Here is a 19,875-nt window from a genome sequence, read left to right as displayed (position 1 = left end):
TGTGCCCCTCTTCGATCATCGTGCCAGTTCCTCGTGCAATTCCTGCAGCGCCCAGACCGGGCCGCTGTCGCGGTAGTCGAGAGAATGCAGCAGGGCGCGCGCGCCCGCAATCGTCGTGGAATAGGTCACCCGGTGCTGGAGCGCCTCGCGCCGGATCGAGAACGAGTCGGCGATGGCCTGCTTGCCCTCGGTGGTGTTGACGATGTAGGTGATCTCGCCGTTCTTGATGCGGTCGACGATGTGCGGGCGACCCTCGACGACCTTGTTCACGATCTCGCACTCGATGCCCTGCGACTGCAGCCAGGTGGCGGTGCCGCGGGTAGCGACGACGCCGTAGCCGCGGCGCAGCAGCTCGTGCACCACGGCAAGCACGCGCTGCTTGTCGGGATCGCGGACCGACACGAAGGCCTTGCCCTGCGGCGGCGCCTTGATGCCGGCGGCCTCCTGCGCGCGCGCGAACGCGGCGCCGAAGTTGCGGCCGACGCCCATCACCTCGCCGGTGGAGCGCATCTCCGGGCCGAGGATCGGGTCGACGCCCTGGAACTTGGCGAACGGGAAAATCGCTTCCTTCACCGAGTAGTAGTCGGGGATGACTTCGGTCGTGGCGCCCTGCTCCGCCAGCGTCTTGCCGGCCATGCAGCGCGCGGCGATCTTCGCCAGCGGCAGGCCGGTGGCCTTGGACACGAACGGCACCGTGCGCGAGGCGCGCGGGTTCACTTCGAGCAGGAAGATCGTGTCGCGGCCATCCGCCTCGGTCTGGATCGCGAACTGCGTGTTCATCAGGCCGATCACGTTCAGCGCCTTCGCCAGCGCGCGGACCTGATCACGCAGGCGATCCTGCGTCTCGGCGGAGAGCGAATACGGCGGCAGCGAGCAGGACGAGTCGCCGGAATGCACACCGGCTTCCTCGATGTGCTCCATCACGCCGCCGATCAGCACGTTGCCGTCCTTGTCGGCGATGACGTCGACGTCGACCTCGACCGCGTGGTCGAGGAAGCGGTCCAGCAGCACCGGCGAATCGTTCGACACCTTCACCGCGTCGCGGATGTAGCGCGAGAGATCGGCATCGGAATAGACCACTTCCATCGCGCGACCGCCCAGCACGTAGCTCGGGCGCACCACCAGCGGATAGCCGATCTCGCGGGCCAGCGCGAGCGCCTCGTCGGCGTTGCGCGCGGTGCGGTTCGCCGGCTGCTTCAGGCCGAGCTGTTCGACCAGCTTCTGGAAGCGTTCGCGATCCTCGGCCAGGTCGATCGAATCCGGCGAAGTGCCGATCACCGGCACGCCGTTCGCCTCCAGCGCCTGCGCCAGCTTCAGCGGCGTCTGCCCGCCGTACTGCACGATCACGCCCTTCGGCTGCTCCAGTTCGACGATCTCCAGCACGTCTTCCAGCGTCAGCGGCTCGAAATACAGGCGATCGGAGGTGTCGTAATCGGTCGAGACGGTTTCCGGGTTGCAGTTGACCATGATGGTCTCGTACCCGTCCTCGCGCAGCGCCAGCGCCGCGTGCACGCAGCAGTAGTCGAACTCGATGCCCTGGCCGATGCGGTTGGGGCCGCCGCCGAGCACGATGATCTTGTTGCGGTCCGACGGCGCGGCTTCGCACTCGTCTTCGTAGGTCGAATACAGGTACGCCGTGGTCGTGGCGAACTCGGCCGCGCAGGAATCCACGCGCTTGTAGACCGGGCGCACGCCGAACGCCTTGCGCAGCGCGCGCACGGCGGTCTCGTTGGTGCCGGCCAGCTGCGCGAGGCGGGCGTCGGAGAAGCCCATGCGCTTGAGCTTGCGCAGGCGCTTCGCATCGAGGCCTTCCAGACCGGCGGCGGCGACGTCGCGTTCACGCGCCACCAGTTCCTCGATCTGGTCGAGGAACCACGGGTCGACGAACGACAGTGCGTGCACGTCCTCCACCGACAGGCCGGCGCGGAAGGCGTCGGCAAGATAGAAGATCCGTTCGGGGCCGGCTTCCTTCACCTCGCGACGCAGGCGCGCCATGCCTTCGTCGCTCGAGAGATCGAGGCCGGTCGGGTCGAGGCCGATCTTGCCCGTCTCCAGCCCGCGCAGCGCCTTCTGCAGTGATTCCTGGAAGCTGCGGCCGATCGCCATCACCTCGCCCACCGACTTCATCTGCGTGGTCAGGCGCGCATCGGCGGCCGGGAACTTCTCGAACGCGAAGCGCGGGATCTTGGTGACGACGTAGTCGATCGTCGGCTCGAACGAGGCCGGGGTCAGGCCGCCGGTGATCTCGTTCTTCAGTTCGTCCAGCGTGTAACCGACCGCGAGCTTCGCCGCGACCTTGGCGATCGGGAAACCGGTCGCCTTCGACGCCAGCGCCGACGAACGCGACACGCGCGGGTTCATCTCGATCACGACCACGCGGCCGTTCTGCGCGTTGATGCCGAACTGCACGTTCGAGCCGCCGGTGTCGACGCCGATCTTGCGCAGCACCGCGATCGAGGCGTCGCGCAGGCGCTGGTATTCCTTGTCGGTGAGCGTCTGCGCCGGCGCGACGGTGATGCTGTCGCCGGTGTGCACGCCCATCGGGTCGAGGTTCTCGATCGAGCACACGATGATGCAGTTGTCCGCCTTGTCGCGGACCACTTCCATCTCGAATTCCTTCCAGCCCAGCACCGATTCCTCGATCAGCACTTCATGCACCGGCGAGAGATCGAGGCCGCGCTTCGCGATCTCCTCGAACTCCTGCTTGTTGTAGGCGATACCGCCGCCGGTGCCGCCGAGCGTGAAGCTGGGACGGATGATGGTCGGGTAGCCGACCTTGGCCTGGATCTCCAGCGCCTGTTCGTAGCTGCGGGCGACCTCGGCCTTCGGGCATTCCAGACCGATGTCCTGCATCGCGACGCGGAACAGTTCGCGATCCTCGGCCATGCGGATGGCCTCGCGCGAGGCACCGATGAGCTCGACGCCGTACTTTTCCAGCACGCCGTGGTCGGCGAGGTCGAGCGCGCAGTTCAGCGCAGTCTGGCCGCCCATCGTCGGCAGCAGCGCATCGGGCTTCTCCTTGGCGATGATCTTCTCGACCGTCTTCCAGTTGATCGGCTCGATGTAGACCGCGTCCGCCATGTTCGGGTCGGTCATGATCGTCGCGGGATTGCTGTTCACCAGCACCACGCGATAGCCCTCGTCGCGCAGGGCCTTGCAGGCCTGTGCGCCGGAATAGTCGAATTCGCAGGCCTGGCCGATCACGATCGGACCGGCACCGATGATCAGGACGGTCTGGATGTCTGTGCGCTTGGGCATGGGTTCTCTCAGTACAGGCGCTCGCGCCATTGGTCGGGCGGGAGCCAGGTGATCCGGTGGTCGTCCGCGATATCGACGCCGCCGGCCTTCACCGCGGCGAGCACGTCCGTGCGCATTTGGGTCCAGCTTTCCGCCCGCGCACCGATCTCGGCGCCGATGCGGTTGTTGTGCCGATCCATCGCATTGGAGGCGTTGCCGCCCTCGCCATGCTCCATGAACCGCGTGACCCAGTCCACCAGCCGCGGCGACGCGGTGTAGGCGACGGTCGCGCTGGCGAGGCTGTGCCGGTAGGCATCCTTCGGGCCGTTGTGGCCGCCCGGAAAGTCGCTGCGCAGCACGGTGGCGTAGACGCTGCCAAGCACGAAAGCGGGATAGAGGCCCGCCAGCGCCGCAAGCAGCAGCGCGTTGCGCCACCGGGGCCGCAGCTTCGGCATCAGGCGCGCGACGCCATCATCGCGACGAAGCGATCGAAGAGCGGCGCGACATCGTGCGGGCCAGGCGAGGCTTCCGGGTGCCCCTGGAAGCTGAAGGCCGGCGCATCGACGAGCGCGATGCCCTGGTTGCTGCCGTCGAACAGCGAGCGATGGGTTACGCGCACGTTCGCCGGCAGCGTGGCCTCGTCGACCGCGAAGCCGTGGTTCTGCGAGGTGATCATCACCCGGCCGCTGTCGAGGTCGATCACCGGATGGTTGGCGCCGTGGTGGCCGAACTTCATCTTCAGCGTGCGCGCGCCGCTGGCGAGGCCAAGTAGCTGGTGGCCAAGGCAGATGCCGAAGGTCGGGATCTTGCGCGCGATGCACTCGCGGATCGCGGCGATGGCGTAGTCGCAGGGCTCCGGATCGCCGGGGCCGTTGGACAGGAAAACGCCGTCCGGATTCAGCGCGAAGACCTCGGCGGCGGGCGTCTTCGCCGGCACCACGGTCACGTCGCAGCCGCGCTCGGCGAGCATGCGCAGGATGTTGCGCTTGACGCCGAAATCGTAGGCGACGACGCGATGTTTCGGTGCGGCGGCGACGAACGCGCCGGTGTCGAGATCGAGCTGGCCTTCGCGCCACGGATACGCCGCATCGGTGGTCACCACCTGCGCGAGGTCCATGCCCTTGAGGCCGGGGAATTTGCGTGCGGCTTCGAGCGCACGCTCCACATCGATCTCGCCTGCCATCAGCGCGCCGTTCTGGGCGCCACGATCGCGCAGCAGACGCGTGAGCTTGCGGGTGTCGATGCCGGAAATCGCGACGATGCCGCGGGCGCGCAGCCATTCGGGCAATGCGACCTGGCTGCGCCAGTTGCTGGGGCGGCGCGGCACGTCGCGGACGATCAGGCCCGAGGCCCAGACCTTGCCGGCCTCGTCGTCCAGATCGGTGCAGCCGGTGTTGCCGATGTGCGGATAGGTCAGCGTGACCAGTTGGCGCGCATACGAGGGATCGGTGAGGATCTCCTGGTAGCCGGTGATGGCGGTGTTGAACACCACCTCGCCCACGGAAAGGCCGGGCGCGCCTGCGGATTCGCCCTCGAACACGGTGCCGTCTTCGAGGACCAGGATTGCGGTTTGGGTCACTTGGGTCGCCTTTGTCGGGCTTGCTTCGGGTTGCACGAAGCCTCGGACGCGGTGCGGGACCGGTCCGGGGCTTCAGTGTCAGGCGAGCCGGAATTGTACCGGCGCGATGCCGTCGATGCCAGCCTTCCGGGCGATTCGCCCGGCATGCGGCGCATGCCTGAACAGGCGCGTTCATGCAATCGAATACACTGCGTCGATGACGCCAACCGCCTACTGGACGCACACGCTGCTGGAAGTGGCGGCCTATTCGATCGGGTTCCAGATCTACCGGCGCGAGCGGCGCCAGCTTCCGGCCAGCGTGCCGCTGGACCGGGTGCAGGCGCTGCTGCTGGTCGCCGGCGCGGCGCTGGGCGCGGCGCTGGGCAGCAAGATCGCCTACTGGCTGTACGACCCGGCGTTCGCCTTCGCCGATTTCCCCGACCCGCGCCGGCTGCTGGCCGGCAAGTCGATCGTCGGCGGGCTGGTGGGCGGGCTGTTCGGCGTGGAGGCCGCGAAATGGCTGGCCGGCGTCCGCGGCTCCACCGGCGACGCCTTCGTGCTGCCGCTGACGGTGGGCATGATCCTCGGCCGCATCGGCTGTTTCCTCGCCGGGCTGGACGACCACACCTACGGCAACCCGACCGCCCTGCCCTGGGCCGTCGATTTCGGCGACGGCGTGCCGCGGCATCCGACGCAGTTGTACGAGATCGCGTTCCTGCTGCTCTGGGGCGGGCTGCTGACGTGGTGCGGCGATCGCCTCACGCGCCCGGGCGACCGGTTCAAGGCGTTCCTGTCGGGCTATCTGCTGTACCGGCTGGCGATCGAGTCGATCCGGCCGATACCGCATCTCTACTTCGGTACGCTCTCGGGCATCCAGCTGCTGTGCCTGTTCGGGCTGCTCTACCATGCCCGCGACCTCCCCCGCATCGTGAAGGCGCTGGCATGGCCGCGAAGGTAAGACCGTACCTGTTCTACGACACCGCGGTGTCGGTGTGCTCGACCTGCCTGCGTCGCGTCGAAGCGACGATTTTCTTCAAGGACGGCGGCGTCTACCTGGAGAAATGGTGTCCGCAGCACGGCCGCGAGCGCGTGCTGATCGCCGACGACGTCGACTACTACCGCTTGTGCCGCGAGCGTTTCATCAAGCCGCCGGAACTGCCGCAGCGCTTCAACACCGAGCGCAAGTGGGGCTGCCCCTACGACTGCGGCCTGTGTCCCGAGCACATGCAGCACAGCTGCCTGACGCTGATCGAGGTCACCGACCACTGCAACCTGCGCTGCCCGATCTGCTACGCGGACTCCGGCCCGCATCGCCCTGGCTTCCGTGACATGGCGACGATCGAACGCATGCTCGACGCCGTCGTCGCCAACGAGGGCGAGCCGGACGTCGTGCAGATCTCCGGCGGCGAGCCGACGCTGCACCCGCAGTTCTTCGAGATCCTCGACGCGGCGAAGGCACGCCCGATCCGCCACCTGATGGTCAACACCAACGGCCTGCGGATCGCGAAGGATCCCGAGTTCGTCGAACGACTGGCGAGCTACATGCCGGGTTTCGAGCTGTACCTGCAGTTCGACTCGCTGCGCGACGAGGTCCACCAGCAGCTCCGCGGCGCGCGGCTGCGCGACATCCGCCTGCAGGCGCTGGAAGCGCTCAACAAGCACGACATCTCGACCACGCTGGTGGTCACGGTGAAGAAGGGTCTCAACGACGGCGAGCTGGGCGAGATCATCGACTTCGCCCGCACCCAGCCCTGCGTGCGCGGCGTGACCTTCCAGCCGATCCAGCACGCCGGCCGCACCGAGGGCTACGACCCGGCCCGCGACCGCCTGACCCTGACCGAAGTGCGCCGCGGCATCCTCGAGCAGAGCACGCTGTTCCGGCCCGAGGACCTGATCCCGGTGCCCTGCCATCCCGACGCGCTGGCGATGGCGTACGCGCTGAAGCTGGGCGACGGCGACGCGCAGAAGATCGTGCCGCTGACCGGCATGATCCCGCCGGAGGTGCTGATCGAAGGCGGCCGCAACAGCATCGTGGTCGAGAAGGACGACCAGTTGCGCGACGCGCTGTTCCGGCTGTTCGCCACCAACCATTCGCCGCAGTCGCAGGCCTGCTCGCTGGCCGACCTGCTGTGCTGCCTGCCGCAGGTGCAGGTGCCCGAGGGGCTGGGCTACCGCAACGTGTTCCGGGTGCTGATCATGGCCTTCATCGACGCCGAGGGTTTCGACCTGCGCTCGGTGAAGAAGAGCTGCGTGCACATCGCCCAGCCGGATGGCACCATCGTCCCGTTCGACACCTACAACCTGTTCTACCGCGACGACCGCCGCAGGCAGCTGGACGCGCTGCGCGCGCGGGTCGACATCGCGAACATCGACACCGGCGAAAGCCGCCCCCCCGGCAACGAGGAGCCGCAGACATGAACGATCCGTCCCTGCCCGATCCCGAGGCCCGCGATACCGCGCCGCCGGCCCCGACCGGAGACGAGGCCGGGCGTCCTCCGCTGCCGGCCTGGCTGAAGGTGATCATCGGCATCCTCGCCCTGATCGGCGGGATCACCGTGCTGCTGCTGGCGGCCTGCTTCGGGATGATCGCGATGCAGTGAGCGCCGCGGCGCTCGCCCGGACCGGCCCGACGGCCGACGGGTCACTCCAACGGGCTCAGTCCAGCAGGTCCCGCACCCGGTAGCTGCCGGCGGGACGCCCGGCTAGCCGCGTGGCGACGTGCAGCGCACCGCGGGCGAAGATCTCGCGGTTCGTGGCGCGATGGATCAGTTCGATGCGTTCGCCCGAGGTGGCGAACTGCACCGTGTGTTCGCCGACGATGTCGCCGGCGCGCAGGCTCGCGTAGCGCGGGTCCGCGCCGCCGCGCTGGGCCGCGGCGCCGAGCGTGAGCGCGGTGCCCGACGGCGCGTCGAGCTTGCGGGTGTGATGCTGCTCGACGATGTCGCAGTCCCAGCCGTCCAGCACGTTCGCGGCGCGTTCGACCAGGTCCTCCAGCACCGCCACGCCGAGGCTGAAATTCGAGGCCCACAGCGCGGGAATGCGTCGCGACGCGGCCTGCAACGCCGCACGCTGCTGCACCGCCAGCCCGGTGGTGCCGGAGACCAACGCGGCCCCGCGCGCATCGCACAGCGCGAGGATGGCGTCGAAGGCCACCGGCAGGCTGAAGTCGATCGCGACGTCGAACGGCGGCACGGCGTCGAGCGCCTCGACCGGATGGAACGGCTGGCCGAGCAGCGCGGCATCGGCCGACGGCGGCGCGACGGCGGCGACCACGCGCAGGTCGTCGCGTTCGGCGGCCAGCCGCAGCAGGGTCTGGCCCATGCGCCCGCTGGCGCCATGGATCAGGAGACGGAGGGGTTCGGACATCGCGCCAGCCTACTCGCGGCGACGGGTCGACTCAATGCGCCGCGGTCGCCGGCGCCACGCATTCGAGCACGCGCCCGGTGCCGGCGGCATCGATCTCGGACGCGGCCGCCGTCACCGCCGCAGCCGCGACCTCTGGCCCGAAGCCGATGCGGAAATGCACCTCGCCCGACGGCGTGCGCGAGGAATGGATCGACGACAGGCTGATGCCGTGGCGCTCGAACACGTCGAGCAGCGCGCGCAGCGAGCCCGGACGATCCTCGGGCAGGTGCACGCTCATCGACGGCCGGTCGACGAGATCGGCCAGCAGGTAACCGACGCGCTCGAAGGCGTAGTTGCCGTCGGCCAGCAGTTGCGCACCCAGCGCCTCGCGGTTCGCGTCGAGGAAGCGCGCCCGGAACGCGGCGCGGGCCTCGCCGTCGCCGCGCGCGACGAGATCGCGCAGCCCGCCGAGTTCGCCGAGCAGCCGGTCGAGCATCTCCGGCACGTGCGGGTTGCAGAACTGGATGTCCTCGTAGATCTGCGGATTCAGCGACAGGATGCGGGTCATCATCGCCACGTCCAGCTCGAACGAGGCCGTGCGCAGCGGCAGCAGGTCGGCGGGCGCGCCCAGCACTGCGGCGTAGTCGCGCAGCACGCCGGCCTCGGCGAGATGCGTGGCGTGGACCATCGCCTGGATCAGCGCCATCGCGCGGTCGTGGCGCTCGGGCGTGACCCGCACGCACTCGGCCTGCAAGGCGTCCAGCAGCGCATCGACCCACGGCCGCCACGCGTCCAGCCGCGCCTCGCAAACGGCGAGCATGCGGCCCTTCAGCGTCGGCGACTTCGGCGGCGCGGTCATCGGATGCAGGCCCACGACCTCGGCGCGCGAGCGCAGCATCGCCGCGACCGGCACCTGCTTGATCGAGGTGACATCCAGCCACAGTCGTCCGTCTTCGCGACCGGCCGAACGCGCGGTCCAGTCGGCGATCACCGCCTCGGTGACGCGGATCGGCGCGGCGAACAGCAGCACGTCGGCCTCCGCGAGGAGGCGCTCGACGGCGTCGCTCGCCGGGTCGGACGGATCGTGCCCGAGCACCGCCAGCCCCATGCGCTCGACGAAGAAACGGCGCAGCCAGCGGCCGTAGGCGCCGGCGCTGCCGACGATGCCGATGACCGGCCGGGCGTGGTCAGGGGCGCTCAACGCGCGGGTTCCGCGTCGCGCAGGAACACGACCTGCGCCCGCAGGTTGTCCATCACCCGCTTCATCAAACGGCCGTAGGCGGCGTTGTACTCGGCGGTGCAGGTCGGGCCGGGCGTGCGGTCGTCGAGGATGCGTTCGACGACGATGCGGTTGCCTTCGCGCCGATGGGTCGCCCGGTACGACACCGGACCTTCGCTGGCCTCGAAGTCGGGCGGGATCGCCACGATCTTCAATCCCGGGGCGAAGTCGTAGACATAGGATTCCTGCGAGCGCGTGCCGCCGCAGGCGCCGGCGCCGGCGGGCTTGCCCGGGTCGGGCAACTGGCTGGCCACGATGCCCTGGATGGGGCGGAAGCCCAGCAGCAGCGGCGCCACTTCGAAACCGCTCGGCACCGCCAGCATGCCCTCGGCATGGAAGTCCGCTTCCATCGCGAACGTGCCGGCCGTGGCCGCCACGTCCGGCGACATGCGCAGGCTGCCGTCGCCGATGAGCCCGCGGGCGCGGAAATACGACTTCACCATGTCGGCACGCAGCGTCTCGCCGGCCTCCTTGAGCTGCTGGCGGGCCATGATCGCCATGTCGCCGCCGATCTCGACCCGCGCCGTTCCCTTCACCGAGCCATCGGCCGCGATCGCGACCTGCGTGCGCATGCGCGTCCAGTCGCGGGCGCGGTCGGGCATGGGCGTGACCGTGTCGTCGCGGTAGCCGTCGACCAGCAGCACGCGCTTGCCCGCGACCGCGTCAGGCAGGCTGCCGAACGGGGTCTGCGACGACGTCGAATCGAGGTAAAGATCGAGCGACGGCACGTAGTTGATGACGTGGTTGACCATCGACGCGACCGGGACCTTCGGCAGCGTGTAGACCTGGCTGGCGTTGACCAGCGCCTGCGTGTTCGCGATGCCGCGGGCGCGCAGCAGCGCCTGCAGCAGGGTCGCGTGGTCCTTGCAGTCGCCCATGCGGTTGTCGAGGACGACGTCGAGGTCGCGCGGCACCACCGCGCCCAGGCCGATGCAGTTGCCGGCGTACGCGATTTCCTTCGCCACCCAGTCGTAGAGCCGCTGCGCGACCTCGCGCGGGGCCTTGGCGTCGCCGGCGATCTTGTCCGCCAGCGCGCGGATGCGCGGCGTGACCGCGGCCTTGGCTTCGGCACGGGCGCCATACGCGCGGGAGATGTCCGCGTAGCTGCCGAAGGTCGAGAAGGCGTAGCCGGGATAGCGCTCAAAGTCGTACAGCGCGTCCTGCAAGGTGTCGGGATCGGCAGGTTCGCGATTGCGCCAGGTCCACGTCAGCCGGTGGCGGCCGTCGCGGGCGGTGTCCTCGGCCACCGTCAGCTTCGGCGCGGCCCAGGTCGCCTTCAGCGAGACCGGCGCGTCGATCGAGATGCGGACGTCGCCGTAGTACGAGGTCGGATCGAAGCTGTCGATCACCGAGAACGCGCCCGGGAACATCGGCTCCTTCGCCGTGAGGCGGTATTGCAGGACCGTGGTGTCGCCGACCGCCAGCTCGGGAAAGACGACGGTGAGCGAGGTGCGGTCGGAGTAGATCGGCGAATCGCCCTCGCGGCCGCGGCTGCTGCTGACCTGGAAATTGCCCTTCGGCACGTCGATGCGGCGACCATCGGCCTTCAGGGTGTAGGCCGCGAGCACGTCGGCCTGCTGGATGCTGGTGCTGTAGCCGATCGAACTGTCGCGCGCGTAGTCGATGCCGCTGGTCTTCAGCACCTTGGTCGCGGTCTCGACCGTCTCGACGTAGCGGCCCTCGGCATCGATCACGTAGTCGTGCGATTCGCGCTCGATCCGGACCGGCCAGTCCTCGGGACGGTTCGCGGCCTGCACCGCAGTCGAGGCGATGGCGGCCAGGGACAGCGCGAGGAAGCCCGACGCGATCTGCGTGCGATGCCGGTTCTGCATGGAGTCCACTCCTGTTGCGACCCGGGCACTCTACCGTGCCCGGGTGAAGCGGACGAGAAGTCCCTGCCCGCAGGCGACGATCAGGACGTCATCCGCTCCCAGAAGCTCTTCACCCCGTCGATGAAGGTGCTGGAACGCGGCGAATGGCGACGGGCGCCTTCGCCGCTGAAGGTGGCCTCGAACTGTTGCAGCAGCTCGCGCTGCTGCGTGGTGAGGTTGACCGGGGTCTCGACCACCACGCGGCAGTAGAGGTCACCGGTGCCGCGGCTGCGCACCGACTTCACGCCCTTCTCCCGCAGGCGGAACACGCGGCCGGTCTGGGTTTCGGCCGGCACGCGGATCTCGGCTTCGCCGCCCAGCGTCGGCACGCGGATGACGTCGCCCAGCGCCGCCTGCGAGAAGCGGATCGGCACCTCGCAGTGGAGGTCGTCGCCGTCGCGCTGGAAGATGTCGTGCTCACGGACGCGGATCTCGACGTACAGGTCGCCCGACGGCGCACCGGCCGGGCCGGCCTCGCCCTCGCCCGCCAGGCGGATGCGGTCGCCGTTGTCCACGCCCGCCGGGATCTTCACCGACAGGACCTTTTCCTCCTCCACGCGGCCGGCACCGTGGCAGGCCTTGCAGGGATTGCTCATCTTCTGGCCGCGACCACCGCAGGTCGGGCATGGCTGCTGCATCGAGAAGATGCCGCGCTGGAAACGCACCTGGCCGCGACCCTGGCAGGTGCCGCAGGTCTCGATCTTGCCGTCTTCCGAACCGCTGCCGTTGCAGGGCTTGCAGGCCGCCATCGTCGGCACTTCGATGCGCTTGTCGAGGCCGGCGACGGCTTCTTCCAGATCGAGTTCGACGATCACGCCGACGTCCGCACCGCGGCGCGGTCCGCGTGCGCCACCGGCCCCGCCGCCGAAGATGTTGCCGAAGATGTCGCCGAAGATGTCGTTGATGTCGGCGTAGCCCGCCTGCCCGCCGCCACCGCCGCCCATGCCGTGCTCGAACGCGGCATGGCCGTGGGCGTCGTAGGCCCGGCGCTTGTTGGCGTCGGACAGCACTTCGTAGGCTTCCTTGGCCTCCTTGAACGCGGCCTCGGCGCCGGCATCGTCCGGATTGCGGTCCGGATGGTGCTTCATCGCGAGGCGGCGGTAGGCCTTCTTCAGTTCCTCGTCGCTGGCGGTCTTCGCCACGCCGAGGACTTCGTAGTAATCGCGTTTGCTCATGGGTGACCTGTGAACGATCGGGACGCGCCCGGCGGACGCGTCCGTGGAAATCTCAGCCGGCGAGCTGGCGCTCGATCCGGCGATCCGGCACGAACCACAACACGGCGACGGCGGCGACCAGCGCGCCGGACAGCGCCGGGCTCCGGAACGCGGCGGGGACCGCCAGTGCATACATGGCCAGCGAGGCCTTGCCTTTCAAGTCGCCGCCGACCGCCCTGGCCAGCTCCGACCGCTCGCCGCCGTTGGCCCGGATCAGCGCCGCCTGCATCGGCATCCACGAGGCGGCGCACATGAACAGGTCGAAGGCGTAGACCGCGGTCGGGATCGGCGCGAAGTGGTTCTCGCCCATCCAGCCGGTGGTGAAGGGAATCAGCGACATCCAGAACAGCAGGTGCAGGTTCGTCCACAGCACCCTGCCATCGACCTTGTGCGCGGCGTGCAGGAAGTGGTGGTGATTGCTCCAGTAGATGCCGACGTTGACGAAGCTCATGACGTAGCTCAGGAACACCGGCCACAGCCCGGCGAGGGCGCGCCAGTCGGTACCGTGCGGAACCTTCATCTCCAGCACCATGATGGTGATGATGATGGCGATCACGCCGTCGCTGAACGCTTCGAGCCTGCCCTTCCCCATCCCGCCCCCGGTGCCGTCGAACGGCGGTCTGCATTGCACGCGAAACCCGCGGCGACCCGGTGGCGGATCGCTCCGCCCCGGCCCGTCGCGGGCGCTCATGGCCGGCGACGATAGCATCCGCCGGACGCAGACCGGCCCCGGAGTCGCCCCCGGGGCCGGCCGTCATCGCTTACTTGTCGTCCTTCACCTCGGTGAACTCGGCGTCGACCACGTCGTCGTTGCGCGACGAGGCCGAGGGACCCGGACCGGCCTCGCCCGCGGCCTGCTGGCCGGCACCGGCGGCCGCCTGCAGCGACTGCGCGGCTTCTTCCAGCGCGCGGCTCTTGGCCTCGATCTGGCCCTTGTCGTCACCCTTCATCGCGGTCTCGAGTTCGGCGATGGCGCCCTCGGCGCGGCCGATGGCCTCACCCGGGACCTTGTCGCCGTGGTCCTTGATCGCGCTGCGCACGGCGTGGATCAGGCCGTCGGCGTGGTTGCGGGCCTGCACCAGCTCGTGGAATTTCTTGTCTTCCTCGCGGTGCGCTTCCGCGTCCTGCACCATCCGCTGGATCTCGTCGTCCGACAGGCCCGAGCCGGCCTTGATCTCGACCTTCTGCTCCTTGCCGGTCTTCTTGTCCTTCGCCGACACGTGCAGGATGCCGTTGGCGTCGATGTCGAACGACACCTCGATCTGCGGCGTGCCGCGCGGAGCGGCGTCGATGCCGGACAGGTCGAAGCGCGCCAGCGACTTGTTGAAGCGGGCCTGTTCGCGCTCGCCCTGCAGCACGTGCACGGTCACGGCCGACTGGTTGTCGTCGGCGGTCGAGAACGTCTGCGAGGCCTTGGTCGGGATGGTCGTGTTCTTCTCGATGATCTTGGTCATCACGCCGCCCAGGGTCTCGATGCCCAGGCTCAGCGGGGTGACGTCGAGCAGCAGCACGTCCTTCACGTCGCCGGCCAGCACGCCGCCCTGGATCGCGGCGCCGATGGCGACGGCCTCGTCCGGGTTGACGTCCTTGCGCGGCTCCTTGCCGAAGAACTCGGCGACCGCCGCCTGCACCTTGGGCATGCGGGTCTGGCCACCGACGAGGATCACCTCGCTGATGTCGCTGGCGCGCAGGTTGGCGTCGTTCAACGCGATGCGGCAGGGCTCGATCGACTTGCGGATCAGGTCCTCGACCAGGGCTTCGAGCTTGGCGCGGGTGAGCTTGATGTTGAGGTGCTTTGGACCCGAGGCATCGGCGGTCACGTACGGCAGGTTGACCTCGGTCTGCTGCGACGACGACAGCTCGATCTTCGCGCGTTCGGCGGCGTCCTTCAGGCGCTGCAGGGCCAGCGGATCCTTGCGCAGGTCGATGCCCTGCTCCTTCTGGAACTCCTCGACCAGGAAATCGATGATGCGCTTGTCGAAGTCCTCGCCGCCCAGGAACGTGTCGCCGTTGGTGGCCAGCACCTCGAACTGCTTCTCGCCGTCGACGTTCGCGATCTCGATGATCGACACGTCGAAGGTGCCGCCGCCGAGGTCGTACACCACGATCTTGCGGTCCTTGCCGTCGCCCTTGTCGAGGCCGTAGGCCAGCGCGGCCGCGGTCGGCTCGTTGATGATGCGCTTGACGTCGAGACCGGCGATGCGGCCGGCGTCCTTGGTCGCCTGGCGCTGGCTGTCGTTGAAGTACGCCGGCACCGTGATGACGGCCTCGGTGACCTTCTCGCCCAGGTAGTCCTCGGCGGTCTTCTTCATCTTCTCCAGCACGCGCGCGGAGATTTCCGGCGGCGCCATCTTCTTGCCGTCGCTGGTGCCGACCCACGCGTCGCCGTTCGAGTGCTCGATGATCGCGTACGGCACCAGGTCGAGGTCCTTCCTGACCTCGGCGTCGCCGAACTTGCGGCCGATGAGGCGCTTCACGGCGTAGAAGGTGTTCTTCGGGTTGGTGACCGCCTGGCGCTTGGCGCTGGCGCCGGCCAGCACTTCGCCGTCCTTGGTGTAGGCGATGATCGACGGCGTGGTGCGGTCGCCTTCGCTGTTCTCAATGACCTTGGCCTTGCCGCCTTCCATGATCGCGACGCACGAGTTGGTCGTGCCCAGGTCGATGCCGATGATCTTGCCCATGATGTGGTTCCTCGGAGATGGGGAGGCGGCCGCGCCGCCGATGTGCCGTATGTGGGATGGCCGCGCCGGGGTTTCAAGCGCCGGCCGCCCGGGAGATGCACGGGGGCGCCGGCCGTTCATCGGCGCCGCGCCCGCACGGGTCGCGTCAGTCCTGCTTCGCGACCATGACCAGCGCCGGCCGCAGCAGGCGCTCGTTGAGTAGGTAGCCCTTCTGGCAGGTCTGCGCGACCGCGCCGGGGGCGACGCCCGGGACGTCGACCAGACTCATCGCCTGGTGGTGTTCGGGATTGAAGCCGTCGCCGGCCGCCGGGGCCACCGCGACCAGTCCGTTGGCCTGGGCGATGCGTTCGAGCTGGCGCAGGGTCAGCTCCATGCCGGCGCGCACCGGGTCGCCCTCGGGGGCCGCGGCCAGGCCGGCTTCCAGGCTGTCGAACAGCGGCAGCAGGTCGCCGAGCAGGCGCTCGTTGGCGAACTTGCGGGCGTTCTCGACCTCGCGGGCCATGCGCTTGCGCTGGTTTTCCAGATCGGCGCGCTCGCGCAGCATGTCGGCGCGCAGTTGTTCGAGTTCGGCGTGCAGCGCTTCGATGACCGCGTCCGGGGTGGCGTGCTCGGCGGCATCCGCCATCGAAGCGTCCTGTGACATCGGGTCCTGTGGCGTCGGGGTCTGGGTCATCTGGTTTCCGGGGCTGGAGGCGGGCAATCCGCCGACGGCCGAGGGATGGGGCCGGCCCTTCCGGAATCAAGTGCCCGCGTTCAGGAATCGCCTGCGGCAGCTCCCCGGGCTCAACGCTCGCCTTCGGACCCCAGCGCCTGCGTGAGCGCATTGGCCGCGGCCTGCACCACCGGGATGACGCGGTCGTAGGCCATCCGGGTGGGGCCGATCGCCCCCAGCACGCCCAGCGTGCGCCCGCCGACGCCGTAGGGCGCAGTCACCAGCGACACGCCGTCCAGCGGCGCCATGCCGGTTTCCTCGCCGATGAAGATCCGCACCCCCGGCGCCCGAAGCGTACGTTCCAGCAGTTGCAGGATCTCGCGCTTGCTGGCGAAGGCCTCGAACAGTTCGCGCAGGCGATCGAGGTCGGAGAGGTCCTGCACGCCGATCAGCCGGGTCTGCCCGGCCACCAGCATGTCCTCGGCGTCGCTGGCGAGCGCCTGGTCGGCCAGTTCCAGCGCCTGGGCCATCAGCGATTCCATCTCGCGCCGGGCGTTGCGCAGCTCGGCCATCAGCAGCGTGCGCGCCTCGGCCAGCGGCCGGCCGGCGTAGTGCTGGTTGAGGTAGTTGGCGATCCGCTCCAGTTCCCCCGGGTCGTACGGGCGCCGGGTCTGGAGGATGCGGTTCTGCACGTCGTTGTCGGCGAACACCAGGATCGCCAGCACGCGCTGGGCGTCCAGCGGCACGAAATCGACGTGCTTGAACGCGAACTGCTCGCGCTTGGGCACGCTGACCACGCCGACGAAATGGGTCATCGCCGACACCAGCTCGGACGCGCTGCCCAGCAGGCGCTGGGTCCCGCTGCCGGCGGCCAGTTCGCCGCGCAGGCGAGCCAGCTCCGGCTCGCCCAGCGGGTCGATCTGCAGCAGGCTGTCGACGAACACCCGGTAACCCTGCGCCGTCGGCACCCGCCCGGCCGAGGTGTGCGGCGCCGCAAGCAGGCCCACGTCCTCCAGCTCGGCGAGGATGTTGCGGATCGTCGCCGCGCTGACGTCCAGGCCCGCGTGCCGGGCCAGCGTCTGCGAGCCCACCGGTTCGCCGTCGCGGATGTAGCGCGCGATCAGCGTGCGCAGCAGCAGCCGCGCGCGGGGATCGAGGCTGCCCGGGTCGAAGCCGGCGTCGGCGGGTCGGTTCATGCGCAACGGTATAGGCGCAGCCGCCGGCGCGCGCAAGGGGCCGGGAGGCCGGCATCGGTCTCCGGAGATGAGACGCCATGAGGCACAATGCGCGCCCATGCTGACCCATCTCGCCCTTCGTGATTTCGCCGTCGTCGCAGCCGCCGAACTCGAATTCGGCCCCGGCATGACCGTCATTTCCGGCGAAACCGGCGCCGGCAAGTCGCTGCTGGTCGACGCCCTCGGCTTCCTTTCCGGCCTGCGCGCCGACAGCGGCGTGGTGCGCCACGGCGCCGAGCGCGCGGAACTGAGCGCCGAATTCGACCTCGCCGACCACCCCGACGCCACCGCGTGGCTGCGCGAGCAGGAACTGGACGACGCCGGCACCTGCCAGCTGCGCCGCACGCTGCGCTCCGACGGCGGCTCCCGCGCCTGGATCAACGGCCGCCCGGCCACCCTCACCCAACTCGGCGAACTGGCCGGGCTGCTGGTCGAGATCCACGGCCAGCACGAACACCAGGCGCTGCTGTCGCGCACCCGCCAGCTCGCCCTGCTCGACGCCTTCGGCCGCCACGGCCCGGCGCTGGCGGCGGTGGCCGCTGCCGCCGCGGACTGGTCGACCCTGCTGCGCGAGCGCGACGCCCTGTCGAAGACCGGCGATGTCTCCGACCGGATCGCGCTGCTCGAACACCAGCACGCCGAACTCGCCCGCGAGACGCTGGAACCGGCGTCGATCGCCGACCTCCTCGCCCAGCATCGCCGCCACGCCAACGCCGCCGGGCTGATCGACACCTGCGAACGCGCCCTCGCCCGGCTCGAAGGCGACGACGCCCCGTCGCTGCTGCAGACCGTGCAGTCGCTGCGTGGCGACCTCGCCCGCGCCCGCGACGACGAGCCGCGGCTGGCCGAGGTCGAAGGCATGCTCGACGCCGCCGCGATCCAGATCGACGAGGCCACGCGCCTGCTGCAGCGGATCCGCGACGACCTCGACCTCGACCCCGACGGCTTCGCCGCGCTGGAGGACCGGCTCACCCGGCTGCACGCGCTGGGGCGCAAGCACCGCGTGCCGGCGGAAGCGCTGTTCGAGCTGCGCGACCGGCTGGCCGAGGACCTCGACGGCCTGCGCAATGCCGGCGCCCGTCTCGTCGCGCTGGACGACGAGATCGCCGCCGCCACTGCACGCTGGCGCACCGCCGCCGCCGACCTGACGGCCGCCCGGCGCACCGCCGCCGACGCGTTGTCGACCGCCGTGTCCGCGCTGATCGCCGATCTCGGCATGGGCGGCGGCCGCTTCGAGGTGGCGCTGGAAGCCGTCGACACCGCCCGTCCGGACCCGCAAGGCGCCGAACGCGCCGAATTCCTGGTCTCGGCCAACCTCGGACAACCGCCACGCCCGCTGCGCAAGGTCGCCTCCGGCGGCGAGCTGTCGCGCGTGTCGCTGGCGATCGAGGTCGCGGCACTGGGCCACGACGCCGTGCCGACGATGGTCTTCGACGAGGTCGACACCGGCATCGGCGGCGCCGTCGCCGAGATCGTCGGCCAGAAGCTGCGCGCCCTCGGCGCCCGCCGGCAGGTGCTGTGCGTGACCCACCAGCCGCAGGTCGCGGCGCAGGGCCACGCGCATTACCGGGTGAGCAAGGCCGACGCCGGCGGCATGACCCAGAGCGCGGTGCAGAAGCTCGACGCCAAGGCCCGCCAGGAAGAACTGGCGCGGATGCTGGGCGGCGTCGAAGTCACGAAGGAAGCGCGCGCAGCGGCGAAACGGCTGCTGGAAAACGCGGGCTGACGCTCAGGCGACTCGCACTTGGTAGAGCGGCCTTCAGGCCGCTGTCCATTGCTACGCAGAAAACGGCAAGCGGCCTGAAGGGCGCTCTACCGGGACGCAGTGGGCAGACCCGCCCTACCTCTTCTTGCGGACGTACAGCACCAGCGCGTGGGCCTGGATCTCGTAGCCCTGCTCGGCGGCGATGCGCTGCTGGATCGCCTCGATCTCGGCGCTCTCGAATTCGATGACCTTGCCGGTGTCGACGTCGACCATGTGGTCGTGGTGGTCGCCGCGATCGAGCTCGTAGACGGCGTGGCCGCCCTCGAAGTTGTGCTTGAGCACGAGACCGGCGGCCTCGAACTGGGTCAGCACGCGGTAGACCGTCGCCAGCCCGATCTCGTCGCCGTCTTCCACCAGCCGTCGGTAGATGTCTTCTGCGGCCATGTGCCGCGGCTGGGCCTGTTCCAGCATCTCGAGGATCCGCATGCGCGGGTGGGTGACCTTGAGGCCGAGTTTGCGGAGATCTCTGGTTTCCATCGCTGGTTCCGGGGGGACGTCGGCGGAGACGGCGGCATCCAATCCGCGATGAACGGCAGTCACCGACCCGACTGCCGGCGGCGCCGAGGCACAGTGTATCATCGCCGTCCGCGACACCTCTCCGCTGCCGGCCGTCCCATGCCCATCCTGCACCGCTTCCCGCTCCGCCTGCCCCTGCTGATGCTGACCGTCGCCCTCGCGACCACCGGCTGCGGCATCTTCTACAAGCAGCCGATCTACCAGGGCAACCTCATCGAAAAGCGTGCGGTCGACCAGCTCCAGGTCGGCATGAGCAAGCAGGACGTGCAGACGCTGCTGGGCAGCCCCTCGGTGCAGGACACGTTCAATACCAACCGTTGGGACTACACCTCGACCCAGCGCATCGATCGCCGCGGCACCACGCAGATCAAGAATTTCACGGTGTACTTCGAGAACGACGCCGTCGTCCGCTGGGACGGCGACTACTTCCCGGAACAGGACGACGAACTCGCCCTCAACGCCCGCCGCCAGTTCGGCCCGAACCTGGCCAAGGACGACAAGAAGAAGCGCCGCCGCCGCTGA

At 69.4% G+C, this 19,875-nt stretch carries 17 protein-coding genes; 5 read left to right on the top strand and 12 right to left on the bottom strand.

Annotated features, from left to right (window positions below; genetic code table 11):
* Positions 1–15 precede the first annotated feature (15 nt).
* From carB to carA, 3 genes are read right to left on the bottom strand one after another with little or no spacing between them, the layout of a single operon-like run.
* Positions 16–3,258 carry a carbamoyl-phosphate synthase large subunit gene (gene carB / locus ACT53R_RS07785; RefSeq protein WP_476171283.1) on the bottom strand — a complete coding sequence of 1,081 codons (3,243 nt, stop codon included), beginning with the start codon at positions 3,256–3,258 and terminating at the stop codon, positions 16–18.
* A gap of 8 nt (positions 3,259–3,266) precedes the next feature.
* Complete coding sequence (locus ACT53R_RS07780) at positions 3,267–3,692, bottom strand: DUF6973 domain-containing protein (protein WP_476171282.1); 426 nt, start codon at positions 3,690–3,692, stop codon at positions 3,267–3,269.
* Positions 3,692–4,816, bottom strand: coding sequence for a glutamine-hydrolyzing carbamoyl-phosphate synthase small subunit (carA, locus tag ACT53R_RS07775; RefSeq protein ID WP_476171281.1), 1,125 nt, complete (start codon positions 4,814–4,816; stop codon positions 3,692–3,694). Before carA ends, ACT53R_RS07780 begins: the two co-directional genes overlap by 1 nt.
* A 196-nt stretch (positions 4,817–5,012) precedes the next feature.
* Here carA and ACT53R_RS07770 point away from each other — a divergent pair, with 196 nt between their 5' ends.
* From ACT53R_RS07770 to ACT53R_RS07760, 3 genes are read left to right on the top strand one after another with little or no spacing between them, the layout of a single operon-like run.
* Positions 5,013–5,753 (top strand): prolipoprotein diacylglyceryl transferase family protein, encoded by a 741-nt coding sequence (locus ACT53R_RS07770; RefSeq protein ID WP_476171280.1) that lies wholly within the window; start codon positions 5,013–5,015, stop codon positions 5,751–5,753.
* Complete coding sequence (locus ACT53R_RS07765; RefSeq protein WP_476171279.1) at positions 5,738–7,213, top strand: radical SAM protein; 1,476 nt, start codon at positions 5,738–5,740, stop codon at positions 7,211–7,213. Before ACT53R_RS07770 ends, ACT53R_RS07765 begins: the two co-directional genes overlap by 16 nt.
* A complete protein-coding gene (locus tag ACT53R_RS07760; RefSeq protein ID WP_476171278.1) occupies positions 7,210–7,395 on the top strand; it encodes a hypothetical protein in 186 nt (61 codons plus the stop codon). The genes ACT53R_RS07765 and ACT53R_RS07760 overlap by 4 nt, the downstream gene beginning before the upstream one ends.
* Before the next feature lie 55 nt (positions 7,396–7,450).
* On the opposite strand, the gene dapB is transcribed toward ACT53R_RS07760, so the two are convergent.
* From dapB to hrcA, 8 genes are all read right to left on the bottom strand, one after another.
* Positions 7,451–8,161 carry a 4-hydroxy-tetrahydrodipicolinate reductase gene (gene dapB / locus ACT53R_RS07755; protein ID WP_476171277.1) on the bottom strand — a complete coding sequence of 237 codons (711 nt, stop codon included), beginning with the start codon at positions 8,159–8,161 and terminating at the stop codon, positions 7,451–7,453.
* Between the two features lie 31 nt (positions 8,162–8,192).
* Positions 8,193–9,341: a prephenate dehydrogenase gene (locus ACT53R_RS07750; protein WP_476171276.1), complete on the bottom strand. Its 1,149-nt coding sequence runs from the start codon at positions 9,339–9,341 to the stop codon at positions 8,193–8,195.
* The gene (locus tag ACT53R_RS07745; protein WP_476171275.1) at positions 9,338–11,251 is read right to left on the bottom strand and encodes a DUF3857 domain-containing transglutaminase family protein; all 1,914 of its coding nucleotides are present in this window, start codon (positions 11,249–11,251) and stop codon (positions 9,338–9,340) included. Before ACT53R_RS07745 ends, ACT53R_RS07750 begins: the two co-directional genes overlap by 4 nt.
* An 80-nt stretch (positions 11,252–11,331) precedes the next feature.
* The gene (gene dnaJ, locus ACT53R_RS07740) at positions 11,332–12,465 is read right to left on the bottom strand and encodes a molecular chaperone DnaJ (RefSeq protein WP_476171274.1); all 1,134 of its coding nucleotides are present in this window, start codon (positions 12,463–12,465) and stop codon (positions 11,332–11,334) included.
* A gap of 52 nt (positions 12,466–12,517) precedes the next feature.
* Positions 12,518–13,096 (bottom strand): TMEM175 family protein, encoded by a 579-nt coding sequence (locus tag ACT53R_RS07735; RefSeq protein ID WP_476171273.1) that lies wholly within the window; start codon positions 13,094–13,096, stop codon positions 12,518–12,520.
* A 169-nt stretch (positions 13,097–13,265) separates the two neighbouring features.
* On the bottom strand, positions 13,266–15,305 hold the full coding sequence (gene dnaK / locus ACT53R_RS07730; protein ID WP_476171272.1) for a molecular chaperone DnaK: 2,040 nt from the start codon (positions 15,303–15,305) through the stop codon (positions 13,266–13,268).
* A gap of 25 nt (positions 15,306–15,330) precedes the next feature.
* Positions 15,331–15,858, bottom strand: coding sequence for a nucleotide exchange factor GrpE (gene grpE, locus ACT53R_RS07725; protein WP_476171271.1), 528 nt, complete (start codon positions 15,856–15,858; stop codon positions 15,331–15,333).
* 110 nt (positions 15,859–15,968) lie between these two features.
* Positions 15,969–17,033 carry a heat-inducible transcriptional repressor HrcA gene (hrcA, locus tag ACT53R_RS07720; protein ID WP_476171270.1) on the bottom strand — a complete coding sequence of 355 codons (1,065 nt, stop codon included), beginning with the start codon at positions 17,031–17,033 and terminating at the stop codon, positions 15,969–15,971.
* A 97-nt stretch (positions 17,034–17,130) separates the two neighbouring features.
* Here hrcA and recN point away from each other — a divergent pair, with 97 nt between their 5' ends.
* The gene (gene recN / locus ACT53R_RS07715) at positions 17,131–18,798 is read left to right on the top strand and encodes a DNA repair protein RecN (RefSeq protein WP_476171269.1); all 1,668 of its coding nucleotides are present in this window, start codon (positions 17,131–17,133) and stop codon (positions 18,796–18,798) included.
* A gap of 114 nt (positions 18,799–18,912) precedes the next feature.
* Here recN and fur read toward each other — a convergent pair whose 3' ends face one another.
* Complete coding sequence (fur, locus tag ACT53R_RS07710) at positions 18,913–19,314, bottom strand: ferric iron uptake transcriptional regulator (protein WP_374298064.1); 402 nt, start codon at positions 19,312–19,314, stop codon at positions 18,913–18,915.
* A 138-nt stretch (positions 19,315–19,452) separates the two neighbouring features.
* On the opposite strand from fur, the gene ACT53R_RS07705 reads away from it, so the two are divergent.
* Positions 19,453–19,875 carry an outer membrane protein assembly factor BamE gene (locus ACT53R_RS07705; RefSeq protein ID WP_476171268.1) on the top strand — a complete coding sequence of 141 codons (423 nt, stop codon included), beginning with the start codon at positions 19,453–19,455 and terminating at the stop codon, positions 19,873–19,875.

The organism is Lysobacter sp. DMC104, assembly GCF_056313665.1.
Note: the sequence above shows the minus strand (reverse complement) of the source record. Positions and strands in the feature narration are given on the sequence as shown.